Source organism: Oceanotoga sp. (genome assembly GCF_030445905.1).
In the GTDB taxonomy this organism is placed as follows: Bacteria; Thermotogota; Thermotogae; order Petrotogales; family Petrotogaceae; genus Oceanotoga; species Oceanotoga teriensis.
Window position 1 is genome coordinate 1 of the sequence record NZ_JASUSU010000018.1, and the last position, 20,887, is coordinate 20,887.

At 25.5% G+C, this 20,887-nt stretch carries 20 protein-coding genes; 17 read left to right on the forward strand and 3 right to left on the reverse strand.

Annotation, left to right across the window (positions count from 1 at the left end; genetic code table 11):
- The first annotated feature begins 210 nt into the window (after positions 1 to 210).
- Positions 211 to 525 (forward strand): nucleotide pyrophosphohydrolase, encoded by a 315-nt coding sequence (locus tag PWP28_RS06840; RefSeq protein WP_109604280.1) that lies wholly within the window; start codon positions 211 to 213, stop codon positions 523 to 525.
- 35 nt (positions 526 to 560) lie between these two features.
- Here PWP28_RS06840 and PWP28_RS06845 read toward each other — a convergent pair whose 3' ends face one another.
- Positions 561 to 1,484 carry an AEC family transporter gene (locus tag PWP28_RS06845; RefSeq protein WP_109604154.1) on the reverse strand — a complete coding sequence of 308 codons (924 nt, stop codon included), beginning with the start codon at positions 1,482 to 1,484 and terminating at the stop codon, positions 561 to 563.
- Between the two features lie 453 nt (positions 1,485 to 1,937).
- Between PWP28_RS06845 and abc-f the strand changes: the two genes are divergently transcribed.
- From abc-f to PWP28_RS06925, 16 genes are all read left to right on the forward strand, one after another.
- Positions 1,938 to 3,515: a ribosomal protection-like ABC-F family protein gene (gene abc-f, locus PWP28_RS06850; RefSeq protein WP_308644454.1), complete on the forward strand. Its 1,578-nt coding sequence runs from the start codon at positions 1,938 to 1,940 to the stop codon at positions 3,513 to 3,515.
- Between the two features lie 401 nt (positions 3,516 to 3,916).
- Complete coding sequence (locus PWP28_RS06855; protein ID WP_109604156.1) at positions 3,917 to 4,843, forward strand: hypothetical protein; 927 nt, start codon at positions 3,917 to 3,919, stop codon at positions 4,841 to 4,843.
- Positions 4,844 to 4,863: 20 nt separating this feature from the next.
- Positions 4,864 to 5,979, forward strand: coding sequence for a hypothetical protein (locus tag PWP28_RS06860; protein ID WP_109604157.1), 1,116 nt, complete (start codon positions 4,864 to 4,866; stop codon positions 5,977 to 5,979).
- 19 nt (positions 5,980 to 5,998) lie between these two features.
- Complete coding sequence (locus tag PWP28_RS06865; protein ID WP_109604158.1) at positions 5,999 to 6,982, forward strand: hypothetical protein; 984 nt, start codon at positions 5,999 to 6,001, stop codon at positions 6,980 to 6,982.
- An 82-nt stretch (positions 6,983 to 7,064) separates the two neighbouring features.
- Positions 7,065 to 7,889: a hypothetical protein gene (locus tag PWP28_RS06870; protein WP_109604159.1), complete on the forward strand. Its 825-nt coding sequence runs from the start codon at positions 7,065 to 7,067 to the stop codon at positions 7,887 to 7,889.
- Positions 7,890 to 9,023, forward strand: a complete 1,134-nt coding sequence (locus PWP28_RS06875) for an ROK family protein (protein WP_308644455.1) — start codon at positions 7,890 to 7,892, stop codon at positions 9,021 to 9,023. It begins immediately after the preceding gene.
- A 16-nt stretch (positions 9,024 to 9,039) separates the two neighbouring features.
- Entirely contained in the window at positions 9,040 to 10,278 is a 1,239-nt protein-coding gene (locus PWP28_RS06880) for an extracellular solute-binding protein (RefSeq protein WP_109604161.1), read from the forward strand.
- Between the two features lie 39 nt (positions 10,279 to 10,317).
- Positions 10,318 to 11,559: a carbohydrate ABC transporter permease gene (locus PWP28_RS06885; protein ID WP_109604162.1), complete on the forward strand. Its 1,242-nt coding sequence runs from the start codon at positions 10,318 to 10,320 to the stop codon at positions 11,557 to 11,559.
- Between the two features lie 2 nt (positions 11,560 to 11,561).
- Positions 11,562 to 12,398: a carbohydrate ABC transporter permease gene (locus PWP28_RS06890; RefSeq protein ID WP_206050509.1), complete on the forward strand. Its 837-nt coding sequence runs from the start codon at positions 11,562 to 11,564 to the stop codon at positions 12,396 to 12,398.
- A gap of 8 nt (positions 12,399 to 12,406) precedes the next feature.
- Positions 12,407 to 13,486 carry an alkaline phosphatase gene (locus PWP28_RS06895; RefSeq protein ID WP_305082004.1) on the forward strand — a complete coding sequence of 360 codons (1,080 nt, stop codon included), beginning with the start codon at positions 12,407 to 12,409 and terminating at the stop codon, positions 13,484 to 13,486.
- A complete protein-coding gene (locus PWP28_RS06900; protein ID WP_109604164.1) occupies positions 13,486 to 14,250 on the forward strand; it encodes an endonuclease/exonuclease/phosphatase family protein in 765 nt (254 codons plus the stop codon). Before PWP28_RS06895 ends, PWP28_RS06900 begins: the two co-directional genes overlap by 1 nt.
- Before the next feature lie 53 nt (positions 14,251 to 14,303).
- The gene (locus PWP28_RS06905) at positions 14,304 to 15,095 is read left to right on the forward strand and encodes an endonuclease/exonuclease/phosphatase family protein (RefSeq protein ID WP_158274768.1); all 792 of its coding nucleotides are present in this window, start codon (positions 14,304 to 14,306) and stop codon (positions 15,093 to 15,095) included.
- Entirely contained in the window at positions 15,092 to 16,165 is a 1,074-nt protein-coding gene (locus PWP28_RS06910) for an alkaline phosphatase family protein (protein ID WP_264149626.1), read from the forward strand. Before PWP28_RS06905 ends, PWP28_RS06910 begins: the two co-directional genes overlap by 4 nt.
- A 17-nt stretch (positions 16,166 to 16,182) precedes the next feature.
- Positions 16,183 to 16,944: a PHP domain-containing protein gene (locus tag PWP28_RS06915; protein WP_264149627.1), complete on the forward strand. Its 762-nt coding sequence runs from the start codon at positions 16,183 to 16,185 to the stop codon at positions 16,942 to 16,944.
- 2 nt (positions 16,945 to 16,946) lie between these two features.
- The gene (locus PWP28_RS06920; protein WP_308644456.1) at positions 16,947 to 17,948 is read left to right on the forward strand and encodes a Gfo/Idh/MocA family oxidoreductase; all 1,002 of its coding nucleotides are present in this window, start codon (positions 16,947 to 16,949) and stop codon (positions 17,946 to 17,948) included.
- Position 17,949: 1 nt separating this feature from the next.
- Positions 17,950 to 18,927, forward strand: coding sequence for a Gfo/Idh/MocA family protein (locus PWP28_RS06925; RefSeq protein WP_109604169.1), 978 nt, complete (start codon positions 17,950 to 17,952; stop codon positions 18,925 to 18,927).
- Between the two features lie 20 nt (positions 18,928 to 18,947).
- Here PWP28_RS06925 and PWP28_RS06930 read toward each other — a convergent pair whose 3' ends face one another.
- Positions 18,948 to 20,192, reverse strand: a complete 1,245-nt coding sequence (locus PWP28_RS06930) for a Gfo/Idh/MocA family oxidoreductase (protein WP_308644457.1) — start codon at positions 20,190 to 20,192, stop codon at positions 18,948 to 18,950.
- 102 nt (positions 20,193 to 20,294) lie between these two features.
- Positions 20,295 to 20,795 (reverse strand): GNAT family N-acetyltransferase, encoded by a 501-nt coding sequence (locus PWP28_RS06935; protein WP_305081997.1) that lies wholly within the window; start codon positions 20,793 to 20,795, stop codon positions 20,295 to 20,297.
- Positions 20,796 to 20,887 lie beyond the last annotated feature (92 nt).

Below are 20,887 nucleotides of genomic sequence, written 5' to 3' on the forward strand. Positions count from 1 at the left end.
CTTAACAATTTAATTATAACCTATGGAGGTAAATATCCCTTTTAACATCGTTTAAAATTACTTTAAATAAACGTTTTTAGAATTTAGAAAGATACTAATTAAAAATAAATAAGGAGGGTAGACGTTATTATAAAACAAATATTATGTGATTTTGTTTTATATAGCGGCATAATTTTGAGTCAAGAATATGAAATATTAATAAAGAAAATAATGAAATTTGTTGAAGAAAGAGACTGGAATCAATATCATAATCCTAAAGATCTTATAATATCCCTTAATCTTGAAGCGGCTGAATTACTTGAGATATTTCAATGGAAAGATGAAAAAGAAGTGAAACAAGTGTTGAGTGATGAAAGAGAACATATTGAAGAAGAAGTTGCTGATGTTGCTATTTATTTGATGGAATTTTGTAATTATTTAGGTATAGATTTATATGAAGCAATTGATAAAAAAATTGTAAAAAATGGTATAAAATATCCCGTAAATAAATGTAAAGGTTCAAATAAAAAATATAATGAATTATGATTAAAAAAAGTCTGAATCAATTTTGATTCAGACCTTTAAGCAACAAACCACTTTAATATCAGGGGTATTGATATAATTGACAATAAGGTTGAAATAAATACAGTTTGAGATGACAATTCGGCATTTCCACCATATTCTTCTGCAAGAATAGCACTATTGGCAGCAACAGGCATAGCTGTTATTAAAAGTGGAATACCTATCATTAAATAGTCATTTACAAAAGGTTTTAAAATAAAATAAACAATTATTGGCATTAAAAATAATCTTGCAAAACTTATTATATAAACTTTAGGATTAGAGAAAATATTTTTGATAGAACTTTTAGCGAGTAAAGAACCTATTACAAGCATTGATAAAGGAGTAGTTACGGAACCAAGTAATGATAAAGTTTCGTCGACTGCCGTAGGTAATTTTATAGAGAATATGAATATTATCATACCTATTAATACCGATATAATACCGGGATTTAAAAACATTTTCAAATCAAATTTATTTTTTTCTTTATTATTAGCTAAAAGTACAATTCCCAAAGTGAAGACCAAAAAGTTAAAAGGAAGATTATATATTGCTGTATAAAAAAGTGCATCATTACCAAATGCTGCTTTAATAACTGGAAATCCCATAAAACCTACATTTGAAAAGACGAGTGCAAACTTATATGCTCCGAGTTCGTCTTTTGAAGAACCGATTAGTTTTGGAAAAAATAATGATATTATAAAAGAAACTAAATATACAACAGTTGAAATTATAACAATTTGAAAAACTTTTCCTAAAAGTTCAGGAGAAAATTCTTTTTGCATGCTTTGAATGATCATAGCGGGTAAAGTGATTTTTAAAACTAAATCGGAAAGTCCTTTTGTTCCACTATCATTAAAAACATTGATTTTTCTTGAAACATATCCTATAAGGATTAGAAAAAATAATACAAAGATTTGGTTAAAAATATTAGAAAAATTCATAAAATCCTCCAAAAAATATCATGTTATTAAAATTATAACATTTAAAAATTATTAAAAAAATAACGATTATTAATTTAATGTATTTTATGGTTAACTTTTAATTAACTCTTAAGAAAACAAAATGAAAGAAAATTATTATAATATTTAGATATAAAAGCTGTTAAAGGGAGGTATTCATTAAGATGAAAAAAACAAATTTTAAAATCAATCATTTTAATATAACTAAGAATACCAGGCTCTATAGCTTTTTGTTGTTTATTTAAAATTCAAATAATACGAGTATACCAATAAAAAATTGAGCCATGGTTAATACCATGGCTTTTTTAATTAAATTATTATTAATTTTAAAATAAGGAGAGTCTTTTAAAGACTCTCCTTATTTTTTTAGGAGGTGAAAAAATGAATATTCATATAAATATTGAAAAAATTAATTAAAATATTAAATATGAAGGAGTGATATTTATATCAATAATAAGTATTAAAAATATGACTTTCTATTATAATAACCCATATAAAGAAGTATTTGAAAATCTCAATCTTAATATAGATACTTCATGGAAAACAGGATTGATTGGTAGAAATGGAAGAGGAAAAAGTACATTATTAAATTTGATACAAAAAAAGTTAAAACCTTTAATGGGAAGCATAAGTTTAGATGAAAAAATATCATATTTTCCATTTAAAACTGAAGAATATAAAAATGTAAAAGACTTTATAAAAAATAATATAGCACCATTTCAAAAATGGGAAAATTTAATGGATGAACTTTTAAAAAATCCAACTATAAATAATATTGAAAGATATGATGAAATTCATAATATGTATATGCATAATAATGGATATGAAATAGATGGATTAATAGAAAAAGAATTATATGATATGAATATGAATTCAGATATTCTTTATAGAAAGAAAGCTACATTGAGTGGTGGTGAGCTTACGAGGGTAATGATAATAATACTTTTTTTGAAAAATGGATATTTTCCACTTATTGATGAACCAACGAATCATTTAGATTTAAAAGGAAGGGAAATATTAGCTGAGTATTTGAATAGAAAAAAAGGATTTATTATAGTGTCTCATGATAGATATTTTTTAGATAAATGTATAGATCATATAATAGCCATAAATAAATCAGATATAAAAGTATATAAAACTAATTATACTGAATGGGAATATAATTTTGAACTTCAAAAAAATTATGAAAGAAAAACTAATGAAAAATTGAAAAAACAAATAAATCTTTTAGATGAAGCTTCTAAAAGAAGTAGAAAATGGTCATCTAAAAAAGAAAAAGAAAAAGCTGCTCATACGGATAAAGGTTATATAGGAGCACAATCTAAAAGGCTTATGAAGCAAGCTATGGTTTTTGAGCAAAAAATAGAAAAAAGTATAGAAGAAAAAAATAAATTATTAAAAAATGAAGAAAAAGATTATGATTTAAAAATATTTGTGGATGAAAAAGTTCCAAATAATATATTAGAAATAAGAGATTTAAAAATAAAATATGGTGAAAAATATATAATTCGAGACTTTAATTTAAATCTTTATAAAGGTCAAAGATTATTTATAAAAGGTGAAAATGGAAGTGGAAAAACATCTATAATAAATGCTATATTAAATAAAATTGATTATGAAGGTCAGATAATAATTCCGGCTCATATAAAAATAAACTATGCATCGCAAATACCAAAATGGAAAAACGGAACAATAAAAGAAAATTTAGAAAAAGAAAAATTAGATGAACAAAGGTATAGAGATATAATAGCTTGTTTTAATTTAAGAGGAAATATATGGAATAAAAATTTAGAAACATTTTCTGATGGAGAAAAAAAGAAAATAGAAATTGCAAGAAGTATAGTAGAACCAAGTGGACTTTATATTTGGGATGAGCCCATGAATTATTTAGATATAATAATAAGAGAAAAAATAGAAGAAGCAGTCTTAGAATCAAATCCAACCATGATCATTATAGAACATGATAAATATTTTATGGAAAAAATAGCTACCAATATAATAGAAATAAATTAAGAAACAAACGAAAAGCTGGAGAATTTGCTCCAGCTTTTCGTTTTAAATTTTCTAATAAGTTTCATAAAGAAAAAAAGAATGAAAATACATTTTTATTTTAATCTTTATTATAGATATCTTTAGAATTGTTAAGGAAAAATAAAAAAAATTAATCCTTCTTAATAAAACTTATTAAAAAAACATAAAAACTAAAATCCTTTATTATAAAGTATTTTAAAGAAGTTTTATCATGAAACAAAATAAAATTATTGTTACGCTATTTGAGAATATTTTATATCATAGTAATTTAAGTCTAAACATTAATACATGTCTATAATTGTCTATAATTAATATTTCACTTGATATAAAATAATGTTAAACTTAAGCTGAAATGGTGAAAAAAATTTTTGGAGGGATAAATCTTGAAGAAATTATTTAGCATATTCTTATTGATATTAATAGGGTTAATAGGATTTTCACAGTTAGAGGTTAGATCTATTAATATTTCTACAAAGGGTGCAGAAAGAATGCCTTTTATGTTTGAAGATGAACTATATTTTGTTGATCAAAATCATGATATAAGAGTGAGCAAATATATAAATGGACAGTTTTCAATGCCAAGAAAAATAAAAGGAGATATAAATACAGAACAAAATGAATTATATCCAAATGTTTTATTATTAGAAGGAAAAAAAATAATGTATTTTACAAGGTATACTCCTGTAACAGATTATGATGTTTATAAAGCAGAATACAATGAAAATACAGAAGAATGGATAAATGTATCTAAAGTTGAAGAGCTTTCAACATCAGAACAAGAATGGGGAATTAGTGTTAGTCCAGATCATAAAAAAGCTTTTGTAACAACTAAAGGTATTTATAATAATTTATCGAATGTTGGTGGAAGAGATATTTGGATGTTTGAATTTAAAAATGGAAAATGGATAAACCCTATAAATTTAAAAGAAATAAATACATCTTTTGATGAATGGGATGTTTTCTATTATTTAGATAAAAATGAATTATATTTTTCTTCTAAAAGAGATGATTCTTTTGGAGGGTATGATATATATTCATATTCATTGAATACAAAAAAAATAAATCATTTAGATAGAAATATTAATTCAGATAAAGATGAAAGAAGTTTTTTCAGAAATAAAGATTTAATGATATTTACAGGAAAATCAAGAGATGATGGACAAGGGGGATATGATTTATTTATTCATAATATAAACCCTGAAGAAATTCATATAGAAAAAACAGAAGAAAAAATTTCATCAAATATAAATTATGAATATTTTATATTTGCAGGATTAAGTTTATACCTAATACTCAAAAATATTATATAAATAAAAGGGGGATTTTCTTAATGAAAAAATTACTTATACCTTTAATAGTTCTCTTGATTTTACTGGTTGGTTGTACAAAGACACCAACAAATGGTCAAGATATGTCGGGATTGAGAATACAAGTTTCGAATGATTTTATTTCTGATGGAGAGATGGGAGTTCCAGTAAATAGAGAGATTTCATGGAATTCAACAGAAGTTGATAAATATCAAGTTATGCTTAAAGAAGGAAATGAAACTTTTAAAATAATTGAAGAAACTAAAGCAAAAACATATGCTTTGGAATTAAAAGAAGCTACAAAATATCAATTAAAAATAATAGCTTTAAAAGATGATAAAAAGGTTGAAACAGATACAGTAGAATTTTTTACAGAAGGTACTTTTACAGCTCTTGAAGAAACAAACATAATGAAATCTATTAATTCTAAATTTAGTTCTGGTTATGTTAGAATGCCATGGTTTTTAGAAGATAAAATGTTTTTTATTCATACAAGCGGAGGATATAATCTTTATGTAATTCAAAAAAATTCTGATGAATCATGGACATCTCCTTTAAAATTACCTTCTGAAATAAATGAAGATGGTAAAAATATTATATCTCCAGCTGTTATTAAAAATGGTGAAAATTATAATATTTATTTTTTAAAAAACAATGAAAGCACAAAATATGATGTATATATTGCAGAATATAACTTTGAAAACAATAAAGTTTTAAGTATTGAAAAAATAGATTCTTTATCTTCTTCAAATGAGGAATGGGATATTTGGGTTAATGAAAATGAAGATGAAGTTTATTTAACTTCTTATGGACCATTTTCTGGTGTTGATTCTGGAAATAGAAGAAGTGTTTGGAAAGGTATTAAAGAAAATAACAATTGGAAAGTTTCCTTAAATGAAGAATTAAATACAGCATATACAAAAACTATAAGAAATATATTTAAAATAAATGATAATAAATTCATAATGGATGATTCAGATATTTTTGTGGTTTATAAAACTAATGAAGTATTTAGTGCATATAAAATACCTTTAAATATAACAGATAAAAATGAAAGAGAATCATTTTATATGAATGATAAATTATACTTTGTATCATCTGCATCGGGAGCTTATTCCATTTATAGTGTACAATTTTAAATCAGGAGTTGAAAAATAAATGAAAAAAATAATGCTAATATTGATACTATTGATATCTATAATGAGTTTTTCAAATGTAGACATATCAGGGACTACAGAGATATTCTATAATTTTAGACCATCTTCAGGTTTGAGTTCAGATGTGGGACTTTGGCTTGATAGAGTTGGTTTAACAGCACAAAGTGATGATTATTATGCGAGATTTTATTTAACAAATCAAGATAAAGGTGGATCTATAGGACCAAATCAATTTTATTTTGATCAACTTTATGGAATTTATTCTATAAAAGATCTCGACATATTTTTTGGTAGAAAAAGATATAGAGATTTTACATTTCAACTTGGAAATTATTCGCTTTCTGAAGAAATGAAACATGGTGGAGATACTTTTGTAAGTATTCAAAAAGATCTTGGAATGGGATTAAATACAAAATATGGAACATTTTATACAGTTACAAATCCTTCATCACCTTTGATAGCATCATTTTTATTTAATGCAGAATATAAAGATATAAAATCAAGTCTTTATTTAGAAAATATCAAAAAAAATGATGAAGATAAAATACAAGGAAAAATTTCAACAAGAAATAGAGTAAAATTTGGAGATATACAGATTTCGAATGCTTTTGGATACAATCTATACAATAAAACGACAAAAGAGGGAACTATAACTTCTGTATTATTTTCAGGAAGAATAAATTTTATGGATTTTGGATTTATATTAGAAACAGATATTACAGATATGAAAAATCCGGTGTATCTCGGAGAAATAGAATATAAAAATGATAATAGTCTAAAAGCTGTTGCAAATATTATATATAAAAGTGGAGATACTAATAAAGATGGATTTTTAGATGAGCTTGATAAACATTGGAAAACTGCTTATTGGGTTGAATATGATATAACTAATAATATCAATTTACAAGCTAAACTCACCTTTGAAAATAAAAATGCTGAAGACAAAGAACCTATGATCCAAGTTAAATTTAAGTGGTCATTTTAATTGTAGGCCCGTTTAAACGGGCTTTACAATTAAACAAATATTTTCATAAAGAAACAAAATATAAAATAATAGGAGAGATTTTATGAAGAAAAATTTAATTTTTTTAATGCTTTTATTATCAACAATCACAATTTTTTCAAAAGTAAATGTTAAACCTTTAAACATATGTACTACAAAACTTGAGAGAATGCCCCAAAGAATTGGAAATACTTTATATTTTGTTGCAAATAATTATGATATATACGAAAGTCAATTTGAAAATGGAAAATGGAATAATCCTAAAAAAGTGAATGGTGAAGTTAATACATCAGCTAATGAAATAAATCCACATGTAATAATTAATAATGGTAAAAAAATAATGTATTTCGCAAGATATACAGATTCTGATACAAATTATGACTTTTATAGAGCTGAATTTGATGAAAATAAAAATATTTGGAAAAATGTTCAAACAGTAAATGAACTTAATACTAAAGCTCAAGAATGGGATATTTGGGTAAATCAAGATGAAACTTTAGCTTATTTTACATCTGCCGGAGAATATGAAGGTTCAAAATCAAAAGGTGGAAGAGATATATGGAAATCTGAAAAGAAAAATGGGAAATGGTGTACACCAGTTAATGTATCAAAATTAAATGATGAAGGAAATCAATGGTCGGTATTTGTTGATGAATCTGAAAATATTTATTTTGATTCTGCAAGAAGTGATGCATTAGGTGGTTATGATATATATGTTTATTTGAAACAAAAAGATGAAATAAAACATTTATCAAGAGATATAAATTCATTTTATGATGATAGAGCTATGTCTGTATATGAAAATAAAATTTATTTCACAACAAAAGATAGATCTAATGGTCCTGGATTTTATGATATTTATGAAGGAGATTTGTCAGGAGGTTTTTAATTGATAGAGTTAAGTGAAAAAGAAAAATTAGTTTTACATACAATTTGGAATAAAAAATTTGGAATTTCTCAAACAGATATAAAAGATAGTTTGAAAATAAGTAAAGCTACTATATCAAGAGCTGTTAACAAACTTCTTGATTATAAGTTTGTAAAAGAAGGCGAATTAATTCCAACTAATTCTAAAGGAAGACCTCAAAAGCTCCTTTTAGTTAATGACAAAAAAATACTTGTATCTGGAATAATGATTAGATCTAATCATTATAATCTTGTTGTTGGAAATTTGAATGGAGAGATCAAATATTCAGAAAAAATAGATATAAAAAGTATAGACATAATAAAATCAATAAATAATATTCCAAGCCATTTAAAAGAAAAACTTGGAGAAAAATTTGAAAATATAATGGCTTTTAGTATAGTAACTCCTGGATATGTAAATAAAAAAGATTATACGATAAGAAAAAGTTTTTTTGCAAAAAAACAAGAAATTTCTTTTAAAAATTTTATAAATGATTGGCCTATATTATTTCAAATCGAAAATGATGTAAATGCTTCTTTAATAACGAAAATATTATTCGATTCAGCTACTTTCAAAAGCACTTTTTATATAGATAAAGGATTTGGTGCTTCTTTTATAATAAACAATAAGTTAATAAGAGGAGAAAAAGGCGGAGAAGGAGAATTTGGCCATTTTCAGGTAGATCCAAAAGGACCAAAATGTTGGTGTGGAAAGAATGGATGTATTTCAGCTTTCTTTAGTGAGGGATATTTAAAAGAATATTATAAAAATATATTACCAAAAACTTATTTGAATCTTGAAAAAAATGTTTTTTTAGATACTCTAAGTGATTTATATAATGAAAGATTTACTGAAATATATGTGACAATGTATGAAGAACTTCTTGAAAAATTAGCAAATGCTATAACAAATGTGACTGATTTATTATGCATAGATAATATTATTTTAAATACTATAAATCCATTTTTTAGAGGTAACTCATATAAATTTTTAAAAGACAAAATAAATGAATATTCATCTAGAAATAATAAAATATTACCTATGATTTTTACAGAAAATGAAATAAAACAAATACCATTGGCAGTATCTTTAACAAGCCTTATAGGCGAAATATAGACAAGGGGGTAGTAGCATGAAAAAAATATTGACAGTATTTTTAGCTATAACTTTAATGAGTATAGCCTTTTCAAAAACTACATTAGTTCATTGGATGCATCATTCACCTAAGAGAGCAGAAATAATATATGAAATGTCTGAAGAATTTATGAAAGAAAATCCAGATGTAGAAATAGTTATACAATCTATTCCATATTCGGAATATAAAACAAAATTACTCGCAGCTATTGCAGCTGGTAGTGGACCTGATGTGGCACAAATACCAGCAGAAGCAATAGAGGAATTTTATAATTATCAAATAATTCAACCATTTCCAGAAGATATAGTTTCATCTAAAGAAATGTTAGAAAAAAATATAGAACCAGCTGTAAAAAATTTGATAATTGATGATGAAGTATATGGATTACCTACAGATATTCAAACAATAGTTTTATTTTATAATCCATATCTTTTTGAAAAAGCAGGATTAGATCCTGATAAAGCTCCAGAAGATTGGAATGAATTGATAGATTTTGCAAAAAAAACAACAGTTTGGGAAAATGATAAGATGATAGAAAGTGGATGGGGAATTGCAGGTTATCATCCGGTTTTAGAAAGTTTTATGCGTTCAGCAGGAGCAACATTTTGGGCAGATGGAGATAAAAAACAAATAAAACTTGAACAAGCTCAGATAGATACATACGAATTTTTTAGAAAAGCGATAGAAGAAGACAAAGTATATACACCAAAATTTGGTTCAAGATGGACAGGATTTAGACAAATAAAAGAAGCTATGGTTTTTGGACATGGTGCTATGGTAGGTTCTTTTAAAGTTGGAGGACATCCAGATCTCATTTTTAAAACAGCTCCAATACCTAAAAATCCAACAACAGGAAAAAGAATAACTTCATTAACAAGTTGGTCATTAGTTATAATGGATGATTGTCAAGAATCAGAAGCAGCAGCAAAATGGTTGAAATTTATAACTTCAGAAGATTCTCAAAAATTATGGCTTGAACAAACAGGAGAATTACCTTCATTAAAATCAGTTATAAATGATCCTAAATATAAAAATGATGAATTGTTTGGACCTATACTCGATTCTTTGAGTTATGCAGAACCAACATTCTCAAAAGGTTGGGCAAACCCTGCTGGTATGATGAGAGAAGTAGGCTATAATGAAATATTAAATAAGGGAGTACCTGTTAAAGAAGCAGCAGAAAAAGTTGTAGAACAAATAAATATTTATTTAGATGAAACATTCTCACAATTTTAAATAATGGCCCCATAAGGGGCTATTATATGGAGGTATACAATGAAATTATTCAATAAAAATCTTAATATATTATATATCCCAGGTATTCTTATAACTTTTATAGGTATGTTTTTACCAATTATTGCAGATAAAAAAATAATGTTTCTAAAAGATTTTAATTTCTTGGGACTTTCTTTTATCTATGTGTTTTTAGCTTTAATAATAGCAAATATCATTATTAATTTTACAAAAAAAAGAAAATTAATAATGATAGTATCTTTTTTACAATTGTTTTTTGTAATGTATTTACCATTTCTTGTAAAACAATGGAAATATGCATATAGAGCGAAATTTGTTTTGAACTTTTTTGAAAAAGCAAATTTTGGTTGGTATTTTTTATTGATTGGAAGTATATTTTTAATAATATATTCTTTTAAATTATTTTCTAAAAAACAAACAATACCATATATGTTCATAACACCTATGGTATTTGGAGTAAGTTTCTTAACATTTTTCCCAGCAATATTTGCTGTGATAATAAGTTTTAGAAAATGGAATATATTAATTCCAAATAAACCTTTTATAGGATTAGATAACTTTGTAAAAGCTTTTACAGATGAATATTTTTTAAATTCCTTATGGATAAGTTTTAAGTATGCATTGGCAGTTATACCAACAAAAATAATAATATCATTTTTATTTGCATATCTTATATATTCTTTACCTAAATTCAAAGGTTTTTTTAGAGTAGTGTATTTTTTACCTACAGTTACATCTGTGGTTGCAGTAAGTGTTATATGGAATTGGATATATCATCCATACTATGGACTTGCAAATTATATTATAGGATTATTTGGAATGAAACCTGTAGATTGGCTTGGAGATCCATCAATAGCTATATGGGCTGTTGCAGCTGTTTCTATTTGGAGAGGACTTGGTTATGATATTATAATATTCCTTTCTGGATTAAATGATATACCAGAAGCTATTCTTGAAGCATCAGAAATAGATGGAGCAACGAGATGGCAAAAATTTTGGAAAATAATAATTCCTCAAGTAAAACCATCTTTAATATTAATATTTATAACATCTACTATAGGTGCTATACAAGTATTCTCTGAAATATATATGATGACTGGTGGTAATGCTGATACAAAAACAGCAGTTTATTATATATGGGAATATGGTTTTAGTAGACTTCAAATGGGATATGCAAGTGCAATGTCATTGATACTTTTTGCTATTATATTAACTATAACACTCATTCAAATGAGAGTCACCAAGCTTCTCAAGGAGGATTGATTATGAGATCCAAGAAAAAAAGTGAAAGATTATTTTATATCATATGTTATGTAGTTTTATCATTATTTGCGGTTGTTATGATAATGCCATTTATATGGATGATACTCTCAACATTTAAACCACAGAATGAATTAATGACATTTCCACCCAAATTTTTTCCAAAACATTTTACCTTAGACAATTATAAAGAGGTATTAACAACAGTACCCTTTTTTAAATATTATTTAAATTCACTTTTAGTAACAACTGTATCAGTTATTTTAGTATTATTTACTTCATCAACAGCTGGATTTGCATTTGCAAAATATCAGTTTAAAGGAAAAAATCAAATATTTAAATTATTGGTTAGTGCTATGATGATACCTTTTCCTGTAACTATAATTCCATTATATATAATGATATATACATTAGGATTGGTAGATTCATATATAGCCTTAATAATAACTGGTATAGTTAGTATATTTGGAACATTTTTAATGAGACAATTCATATTAGGAATTCCGAATGATTTATTAGATGCAGCTCGTATAGATGGATGTAATGAATGGATGGTATATAGAAAAATAATACTTCCAAATATAAAACCTGTATTATCTGCATTAGCTATATTTTCATTCATGGGTGTTTGGAATGCTTTTCTATGGCCATTATTAGTTGTTAATGGAGATAAACATAGAACAGTTCAACTTGGGGTACAATATTTTACCCAACAATATGGAGATCTCGTACATCTTCAAATAACTGCAGCTGCAATGGCTGTATTACCAATAATAATATTATATTTATTTTTACAAAAACAATTTATAAAAGGAATAACAATGACGGGTTTGAAAGGATAGTGTTTTAAATGAAAAAAATTTTATCTTTAATAATAATATTAAGCTTAATGATAGTATCTTATGCAAAACCTAAAAATGTTATTGTAATAATGGGAGATGGCATGGGATATAATCATGTGTTATTATCTGAACTTTTATGTCAAGCAAATAATCTGGAGATAGCAACAAAAAACTTTCAAGTTGCTTCTCTCGTAAGAAATGATACTCTTGATAATGTGGTAACAGATTCTGGTGCGGCTGCAACAGCTTTTTTTTGTGGAGAAAAAACAAAATTACAGTATGTTGGAATGGATAAAGAACAAAAATCTTTAGATTCTCTTGGAAGAATATTAAAAAGAGAAGGTTATAAGGTTGGTTTAATTACAAATACAAGATATTATGATGCAACGCCAGCGGGTATTTATGCACATGCACATAGAAGAGATACAGAAAAAATTACTAAAGATCTTGTTTCTTCTAATTTTATGGATTTTTTTGTAGCAGGAGGATTTGAAAAATTAGGAGTAAATCCTTTTACTATGAAACCAAAAAAAGATTCTGAATTAAAAAAAATAAATGAAAATGGTTATAAAGTATATGGTAATAATTATGAATTATTGTTTGATTCAAATCAAGAAAGGTTTATGGCTTTTGTAGCCCCTGGAGATAAAAATTTTGAAAATGAATTAATAACAGGAGAATTACCTTTTATAGATGTTGTCGAGAAAACAGTAGAAAAAATAAAAGACGATCAACCTCTTTTTATGTTTGTTGAAGCTGGGAGAATAGATGATGCTTCTCATATAAATAATACAGAAGCTGTTAAAAGTGAATTATTAATGTTCCAAAAAATTGTAAATTATTTAACAAAAGAATTTAATCCTGAAGAAACATTGTTTATAATATTTGCCGATCATGAAACAGGAGGATTGTCTATTTTTAGTTCTACTGTTGATGGAAGTGATATAACAATAAAATGGAATCATACAGATCATACAGGCACATATGTTCCATTTTTAACCTATGGAAATTCTAAAGATATATTCCCAAAACAAATGCATCTTGAAAATGTCAAGGATGTACTTCTCAAAACATTAGAGGTGGAATAATGAAAAAAATATTATTTTTAATAAGTTTAATAACTTTATTTACAATTAGTTTTGCAACTCCATTAAAAGTGATGACATACAATATAAGACATGGACTTGGCGTAGATGATAAATTAGATTTTCAAAGAGTTATTGATGTAATAAAAGATCAAGATCCAGATATATTAATGATTCAAGAAGTAGATGAAGGAAGAGCAAGAAGCTACGGTTTAAGGCAAGCAAAGATAATTTCTAAAGAAACTGGAATGGACTATTATTTTTATGCTACAGAAGGTAAGAGAGACTATGGAATAGCAGTTTTAAGCAAATTTAAACCAATAGAAAAATTTGGATATGATTTACCACAACCAAAATGGATGAAAGCTGTTCAAAGGGGAGCGGCTTCTATGATAATAGATGTAAATGGTCAAGAAGTAATGATAGTAAGCTTACATTTAGGCCTTGGAGGAATACAAGAAATTCAAACAGAATTGATGGAAGCTTATGAAGTTTCAAAAAAATATAATATTCCAACATTAATAGCTGGAGATTTCAATGTGGAATATTTTAATCTACAAACAGGAGTTATTGAATTTATGAAAGATTTTAAATCTGTAAATCATACAATAGATAAACAATTAAACACAATTCCAGCAGATAATCCAGGCCCTCAAATAGATTTTATCTTTTATTCAAACGATGATTTTAAAATAAAAGATGTATACACAGTATCTTCTTATGCATCGGATCATCTTCCAGTTATAGCTGAGGTAGAATTGAAATGAAAATCAAAGATAAAGTATTTATATTATTTATAATACTTTTTGGAGGATTTTATATGAATGCTCAAGATATAACATTTTTTAAAGAAGATATAAAAATAAAAGTTATGACTTATAACATAAGAGGTGGAAAAAGTTATCCAGATAATGTACAAAATTTAGAAAATATAATAAAAACTATAGAGAAAGATTCACCAGATATATTAATGCTTCAAGAAGTCGGTTATAGAGAAAGAATAAATTGGTTTGAATATAAAGAGCAAAAAGGGCAAGAACAAACAAAAATAATAGCTGAAAAATTTGGAATGGATTATTATTTTTATTTAACAGAAAATACAGATTATTTTGGAAATGCAATATTATCAAAATATCCAATAAAAGAAAAATTTGGATATGATCTTCCTTTACCAACTAATTTGACCTCAGAAGAACAAAAAAAAGCTTGGCAAAGAGGAGCTGTTGGATTAATTATAGATGTTAATGGTGTTGAAATAATGGTTATAAGTACTCATTTAGGTCTTTTAGGAATTAAAGAGGTAAAATCAGAGTTAAATGAAATATATAAAAGATCTATAAATTCAAATATGCCAGTTTTAATAGCGGGAGATTTTAATCTTGAATATGAAGAAATAAAATCTAATCTTTCTGCGATGTTTTATGATTTTGGATCTGTAAACCATGAAATAAATAAACGATTAAAAACAATACCATCTACAAATCCTAATAGGCAGATAGATTATATACTTGCGACAAAAAAAGATTTTAATATATATGACTGTAAGACAATATCCTCTCAAGCATCAGATCATATCCCTATTATAAGCATATTGGGGGTTAAAAAAAATTGAAAAAACTTTTATTTGTTACTATAGATTCTCTTGGAAATGATTTAATTGAAAAATCTAATGCAAAATTTATAAAAGAAATATTAAAAAATGGAAATACAATAAAAAATGTAAAAACAGCATTTCCTTCTCTAACAACACCTATGATGACAACCATATTAACTGGGAAGTATCCATTTGAACATGGCATATATTCAAATTCTGTATATGATTTTGAAAAAAATAAAGTTATAGGAAAGTTGAGAGATATAAAAGTTCCAACAATATCAGAAATATTAATGGAAAAAGGATATAAAACATTATCTGTGCAACATTTTATGCTTGAAAATAGATGTGATAAATACATACAAATAGATGGATCAAAACCAGAAAATAATACAAATTCAATAATAAAAGAATTAGATCAAAAAAATTATGATGCAATATTCACTATATATCAAAGTGTTGATTCTATTGGACATAAATATGGTGCCATGAGTAAAAAAAGAATAAATGAATTAGAAAAAGTAGATTCAGAACTTGAAAGATTATATGAATATCTCAATAAAAAATGGGGAGATTTTTTATTAGTAATAAATTCAGACCATTCTATGAGTTCATTTGAAAATCATAGCGATTTTTCTATAATAGAATTTATGGAAAAATTTGGATTTAAAGGAGATTTTTATGAACCAGGAAATAAAATACCTGAAAACTTAGATTATATAATTATTAGACAACCTACTGTACAGATATATTTAATAAGTAAGAAAGCTAAAATATTAAAAAAGAATATAATAAAAGATTTAAATGAAATAGAAGATATTGCAGAAGTATATGATCAAATAAAATTAAAAGAATTAAAAAATGAACACTTATGTGATATTGCTTACACTTTAAAAAGAGGCTACACTAATAATATAAGTAATATTTTGTTAAAGATAAGAAAGTTTGGATATCATGGAACATTCGAAGAAAACAATGCAATAATAAGTTTTTATGAAAATGGAATAAAAAAAGAGAATCTTAAGGGTTATGATTTAACTATAATACTTAATAAAACACTTGAACATCTTGAATTGAGTATTAATTGAGGAGATGATTTTATAAAATGAACCCTAAATACGACTTACACATGCACACATTCTATTCAGATGGTTCACAAAGCTTTGAAGACATATTGAAAAAAGTAAAAGAAATAGGTCTTAAATGTTTTGGAGTTACTGACCATTATGAAGTAGGACATAATTATACAGTAAAAGAAAATCCTGAAAAGTATTATGCACATTTTTTAAAAATAAAAGAAGAAGCAGAAAAATTTGGAATAACAGCTTTAATAGGAGCCGAAATAGGATTCAATGATTTAGAACTTCTTAAACCAAAAAATCTTCCAGAGATTGATTATATAATAGGTAGTGTACATCAAATGCCTCAAGAACTCGAAGAAAAAGAATATTGGGATTTATATAGAAAATATTTAGAAAATGCAGTTACAAAATATGATTTCCAAATACTTGGTCATGCTGAAGGATATCTTCCAGTAAATAAATTTATGAAATCTGGAAGTAGTTTTGAAGATAGAAGAAAATATGAAAAAATAATTGCAAAAAAATATTTTTCATTAGAATGGTATAAAGATTTGGCAAAAGAAATGAACAAAAATGAAATTGCACTTGAAATACATGAAATGTCAGAATCACCACGATTAGAAGTCATAAACTTGATGATTGAAAATGGTGTAAAACTAACATACGGAACAGATTCTCATGCAAATTATCAATTGGCTAAAAGAGATTATTTTAAAAAAGTTCTCAATGAATTAGAATTAAATGATGAAAACTTTTTAGACATAGAGGCAGTTAGGAGGAAATAAAAATGTTAAATATAGGATTAATAGGTTGTGGTATGATGGGAAAAGTTCATACCAACGCATATAAAAATCTAAAAGATGTAGATTTTAATGTAAAATATGTTTCAGATTTTATAAAAGAAAAATCTGATTTTTGTGAAAAAGAATTAAATACTTCAACAGCAACATTTGAAGAAATAATAAATGATGAAGAAATAGATGTTATAGATCTATGTACACCTACTTATACACATAAAGATTTAGCTATAAAAGCTGCAAAAAAAGGTAAAAATATATTTTGTGAAAAACCAATAGCATTAAATGAAAAAGATGCACAAGAAATAATAGATGTTTGTAAAGAAAATAATGTAAAACTCATGATAGGACATGTAGTTAGATTTTTTCCTGAATATAAAAAAGCAAAAATGTTAATAGAAAACAATGAAATAGGAAAAGCTACTATAGCGAGATTTTATAGAGGTGGTGTATACCCATCTCATGGAATAGATAATTGGTTTAATGATTTAGAAAAAAGTGGAGGAGTATTTGTAGATCTTTCAATACATGATTTTGATTTTCTAAGAACAATATTTGGAGAAATAGAATCAATAGAAGCAAGAAGTGCAAAAATATCTTATGGAAATATAAAAAATTTTGATCATGGAACTGCAATATTAAAATTCAAAAATGGAAAAATAGCTCATGTAGAAGGAAGTTGGGCAGAACCAGAAAATATGCCTATTAATTTCAAAACTGATTATGAAATATTTGGTGATGATGGAATGTTAAACTATGATTCTGAAAAGAGTTTAACATTTAGAATACAAAAAAACAAACAATATAAAAGAATGAACCCTTCAAATATAAATCCATATATGGAAGAAATAAAAGCATTTTTATTGAGTATTATTAACAATGAAGAACCTCCAGTAAGTGGAGAAGAAGCATTAAAATCATTAAAAGTAGCCTTAGCAGCAAATAAATCTGCCAAAGAAAAAAGAACCGTTTGTTTTGAGGAGATGAATTAATATGATTAAAGTAGGTATACTCGGAATAGCACATATGCATGGATATTCTTATGTAAATCAGTTAAAACAATTAAATGATGTAGAAATTGTTGGAGTCTTTGACAGAGATGAAGAAAAAGCTATGAAGGCATCAGAGACATTAAATATAAAAAAATATGATGATTATAATAAATTAATAGAAGAATCAGACTCTATTATAATAGCTTCAGAAAATTCATATCATAAAGAATATACGATAGCTTCAGCAAAACAGAAAAAAAATATATTATGTGAAAAGCCAATAGCTACAAATATAGAAGATGCTGAAGAGATGATAAAAGTATGTGAAGAAAATGATGTAATATTACAAATAGCTTTTCCTGTAAGATATGCTCCATCAGTATTTGAACTAAAAAAAATAATTGAAAATGATGAAATTGGAGAAATAGTATCAATAAGTTCAACTAATCATGGAAGAATGCCTGGTGGATGGTTTATACAAAAAGAATTGAGTGGTGGAGGTTCTGTAATAGATCATACAGTTCATGTCGTTGATGTTATAAGATGGGTATTAAATACAGAAATAAAAGGTGTTTCATGCAAAAAAAATACATTAAATCATGATATAAACGTTGAAGATTCAGGCCTTTTGATGATGGAACTTGAAAATGGAGCATTCATGACATTAGATTCAAGTTGGTCATATCCAAATAATCATCCTTATTGGGGAGATGTAAGAATAAGAATTGTAGGAACAAAAGGAACAATAAATTTAGATGTGTTTGATCCCAAAGTGACAAAGTATCTTAATTCTGGAACAAAATATGAAAATTATGCAGATAATTTTGATTATCTTTTGATAAAAGATTTTATAAACAATGTTAAAACAAATAATAAAAATCCTTTAACTTCTGGTAAAGATGGCCTTGAAGCTTTAAGAGTAGCTGTTTGGGCGTATAAAAGTTCAGAAAAAAATAATTTTTTAAATATAAAAAAATAAAAAATAGCTCCTTTAAGGAGCTATTTTATAAAAGAATTTTTAAATTTTAAATAGTCTATATTACTTTTATTAATTCTTGAAATTTCAGCTGCTTCAGCCATAAAATGACTTTCAATCAAATTAAAATCATCTATATTTTTATTTGAATCAATGAAGTTTATAAAAAAATCCATCAATTTAAAATCAGAACCATTATGAGCAGAAACATATTCTGGTTTTATGTTTATAATCTCTTTAGTATCATTTATGAAATCAAATATTTCTATTATATTCTTTTCAAAATTTCCAATTATTTCTCCATGTGAACCACTTATTTTTATTATTCTTGTCTTATCATGAGTAAATGCATTTAATTTAAATACAACATTTATACCATCTTCAAATTCCATCAAAACTGTTTGATTGTCTAAAACATTGTTATCACATGTATAAACACATGTTCCATATTGTGTGTTCTTTAATGCATTTAACCTTCCTTCATAAGATAAATCATTAGTTATTGTATCAACAGGCCATCCTTTTAATTCCATATTTAGATATAATTTCTTTGCCGAATAAGGACATTCTTCTTCTACTGAACATTCTAAGCATTTATCAGAAGAGTTGTTAGGTTTATTAATAGAATTAAAAAGACTTAAATTTCCATAAGAAAATATAGACTTACATGGTTTATCAATTAACCATTGAATTATATCTAAATCATGACAACTTTTTGTTAAAATTATAGATGCCGTTTCAATAGAATTATTCCATCTTCCTCTAACATAACTATGAGCCATATGAAAATATCCAATATTTTCATTTTGTTCAATTGAGATTATTTTTCCTATTTTATTATTTTTTATAAGATTTTTTATTTCAGAATAAAACTCTGAGAATCTTAAAACATAACATGGCATTATAAAACGTTTTAATTCTTTAGCTTTCTTTATAATTTCTACAGAATCTTCTATATTTGTAGAAACGGGCTTTTCTATTAGAATATCATAACCAAGTTTTAAAAATTCTAAAGCAGGTTCTTTGTGAAGTTTATCCATAGTAGAAATTACTACAAAATCGGCTATTTTACCAAATTTAATCAAATTTTTCCAATCTTTTACACTATAATTTTCATCTATATTATGTAATTTTTTAAAATATTCTCTTTTAAATTCATCAGGTTCGGCAACTGCAATAAATTTTAATTTTTCTTTTTTTTCAATAGCATAAGCACCATAAGCATGTATACCCCTTTGTCCGGCACCGATAAGAATAGCACTTTTCATATAAATAACCTCCTTAAACTATACAATTAAAGTATACCAATTAATCTGTTTAAGGAAAATATTAATAATATTAATTATTGATATATTTTATAAATACTGAAACTAAATGATATTCTTTTCAAAACAAATAAAAGGTTCTTTTTTATTTCTAAAATAAACTTTTCCAACTTCAAAGTATCCAAGTTTTTTAAATAAATTCTGTGCTTTTTTATTCATTGAAAATGTATCAATCCTTATAGAAAATACATTTGATTTTATAGCTAATTTTTCGGCAAATTTCATGAAATCAACAGCTATTCCTTGATTTTGAAAATTTGGATCTATAATTATTCTATGAATTACAAAAGAATTATCAGAGGATATTTTCCATTTAATATTTTTATATTCTTCAGCTTGTATTTGATTTATACATGCAGCAGCAACAATCTGATCTCCCTTTATAAAAACATATAAATCTCCATTTTCGATATCTTTTAAATAAATATCTTTGGTGGGATAAGAACTATCCCATTGTGGATTTCCTTCAGAGATCATTTTATTGACAACATCTTTCATTATATTAACTATTTTAGAGATATCATCTTTGATTGCTTTTCTTATCATTTTTTTAACTCCTTTAAAGTTTAAAGAGTATATTTGATGATTATATATTTTGGGAGATTTTAAGAGAAGTCTAATTAAGAAGCCATAATTTT

Coding starts and splice junctions, on each gene's coding strand:
- PWP28_RS06840 (WP_109604280.1), top strand. CDS start 211: ATGAAATTTGTTGAAGAAAGAGACTGGAATCAATATCATAATCCTAAA.
- PWP28_RS06845 (WP_109604154.1), bottom strand. CDS start 1,484: ATGAATTTTTCTAATATTTTTAACCAAATCTTTGTATTATTTTTTCTA.
- PWP28_RS06860 (WP_109604157.1), top strand. CDS start 4,864: ATGAAAAAATTACTTATACCTTTAATAGTTCTCTTGATTTTACTGGTT.
- PWP28_RS06865 (WP_109604158.1), top strand. CDS start 5,999: ATGAAAAAAATAATGCTAATATTGATACTATTGATATCTATAATGAGT.
- PWP28_RS06870 (WP_109604159.1), top strand. CDS start 7,065: ATGAAGAAAAATTTAATTTTTTTAATGCTTTTATTATCAACAATCACA.
- PWP28_RS06880 (WP_109604161.1), top strand. CDS start 9,040: ATGAAAAAAATATTGACAGTATTTTTAGCTATAACTTTAATGAGTATA.
- PWP28_RS06885 (WP_109604162.1), top strand. CDS start 10,318: ATGAAATTATTCAATAAAAATCTTAATATATTATATATCCCAGGTATT.
- PWP28_RS06890 (WP_206050509.1), top strand. CDS start 11,562: ATGAGATCCAAGAAAAAAAGTGAAAGATTATTTTATATCATATGTTAT.
- PWP28_RS06895 (WP_305082004.1), top strand. CDS start 12,407: ATGAAAAAAATTTTATCTTTAATAATAATATTAAGCTTAATGATAGTA.
- PWP28_RS06900 (WP_109604164.1), top strand. CDS start 13,486: ATGAAAAAAATATTATTTTTAATAAGTTTAATAACTTTATTTACAATT.
- PWP28_RS06905 (WP_158274768.1), top strand. CDS start 14,304: ATGAATGCTCAAGATATAACATTTTTTAAAGAAGATATAAAAATAAAA.
- PWP28_RS06915 (WP_264149627.1), top strand. CDS start 16,183: ATGAACCCTAAATACGACTTACACATGCACACATTCTATTCAGATGGT.
- PWP28_RS06920 (WP_308644456.1), top strand. CDS start 16,947: ATGTTAAATATAGGATTAATAGGTTGTGGTATGATGGGAAAAGTTCAT.
- PWP28_RS06925 (WP_109604169.1), top strand. CDS start 17,950: ATGATTAAAGTAGGTATACTCGGAATAGCACATATGCATGGATATTCT.
- PWP28_RS06930 (WP_308644457.1), bottom strand. CDS start 20,192: ATGAAAAGTGCTATTCTTATCGGTGCCGGACAAAGGGGTATACATGCT.
- PWP28_RS06935 (WP_305081997.1), bottom strand. CDS start 20,795: ATGATAAGAAAAGCAATCAAAGATGATATCTCTAAAATAGTTAATATA.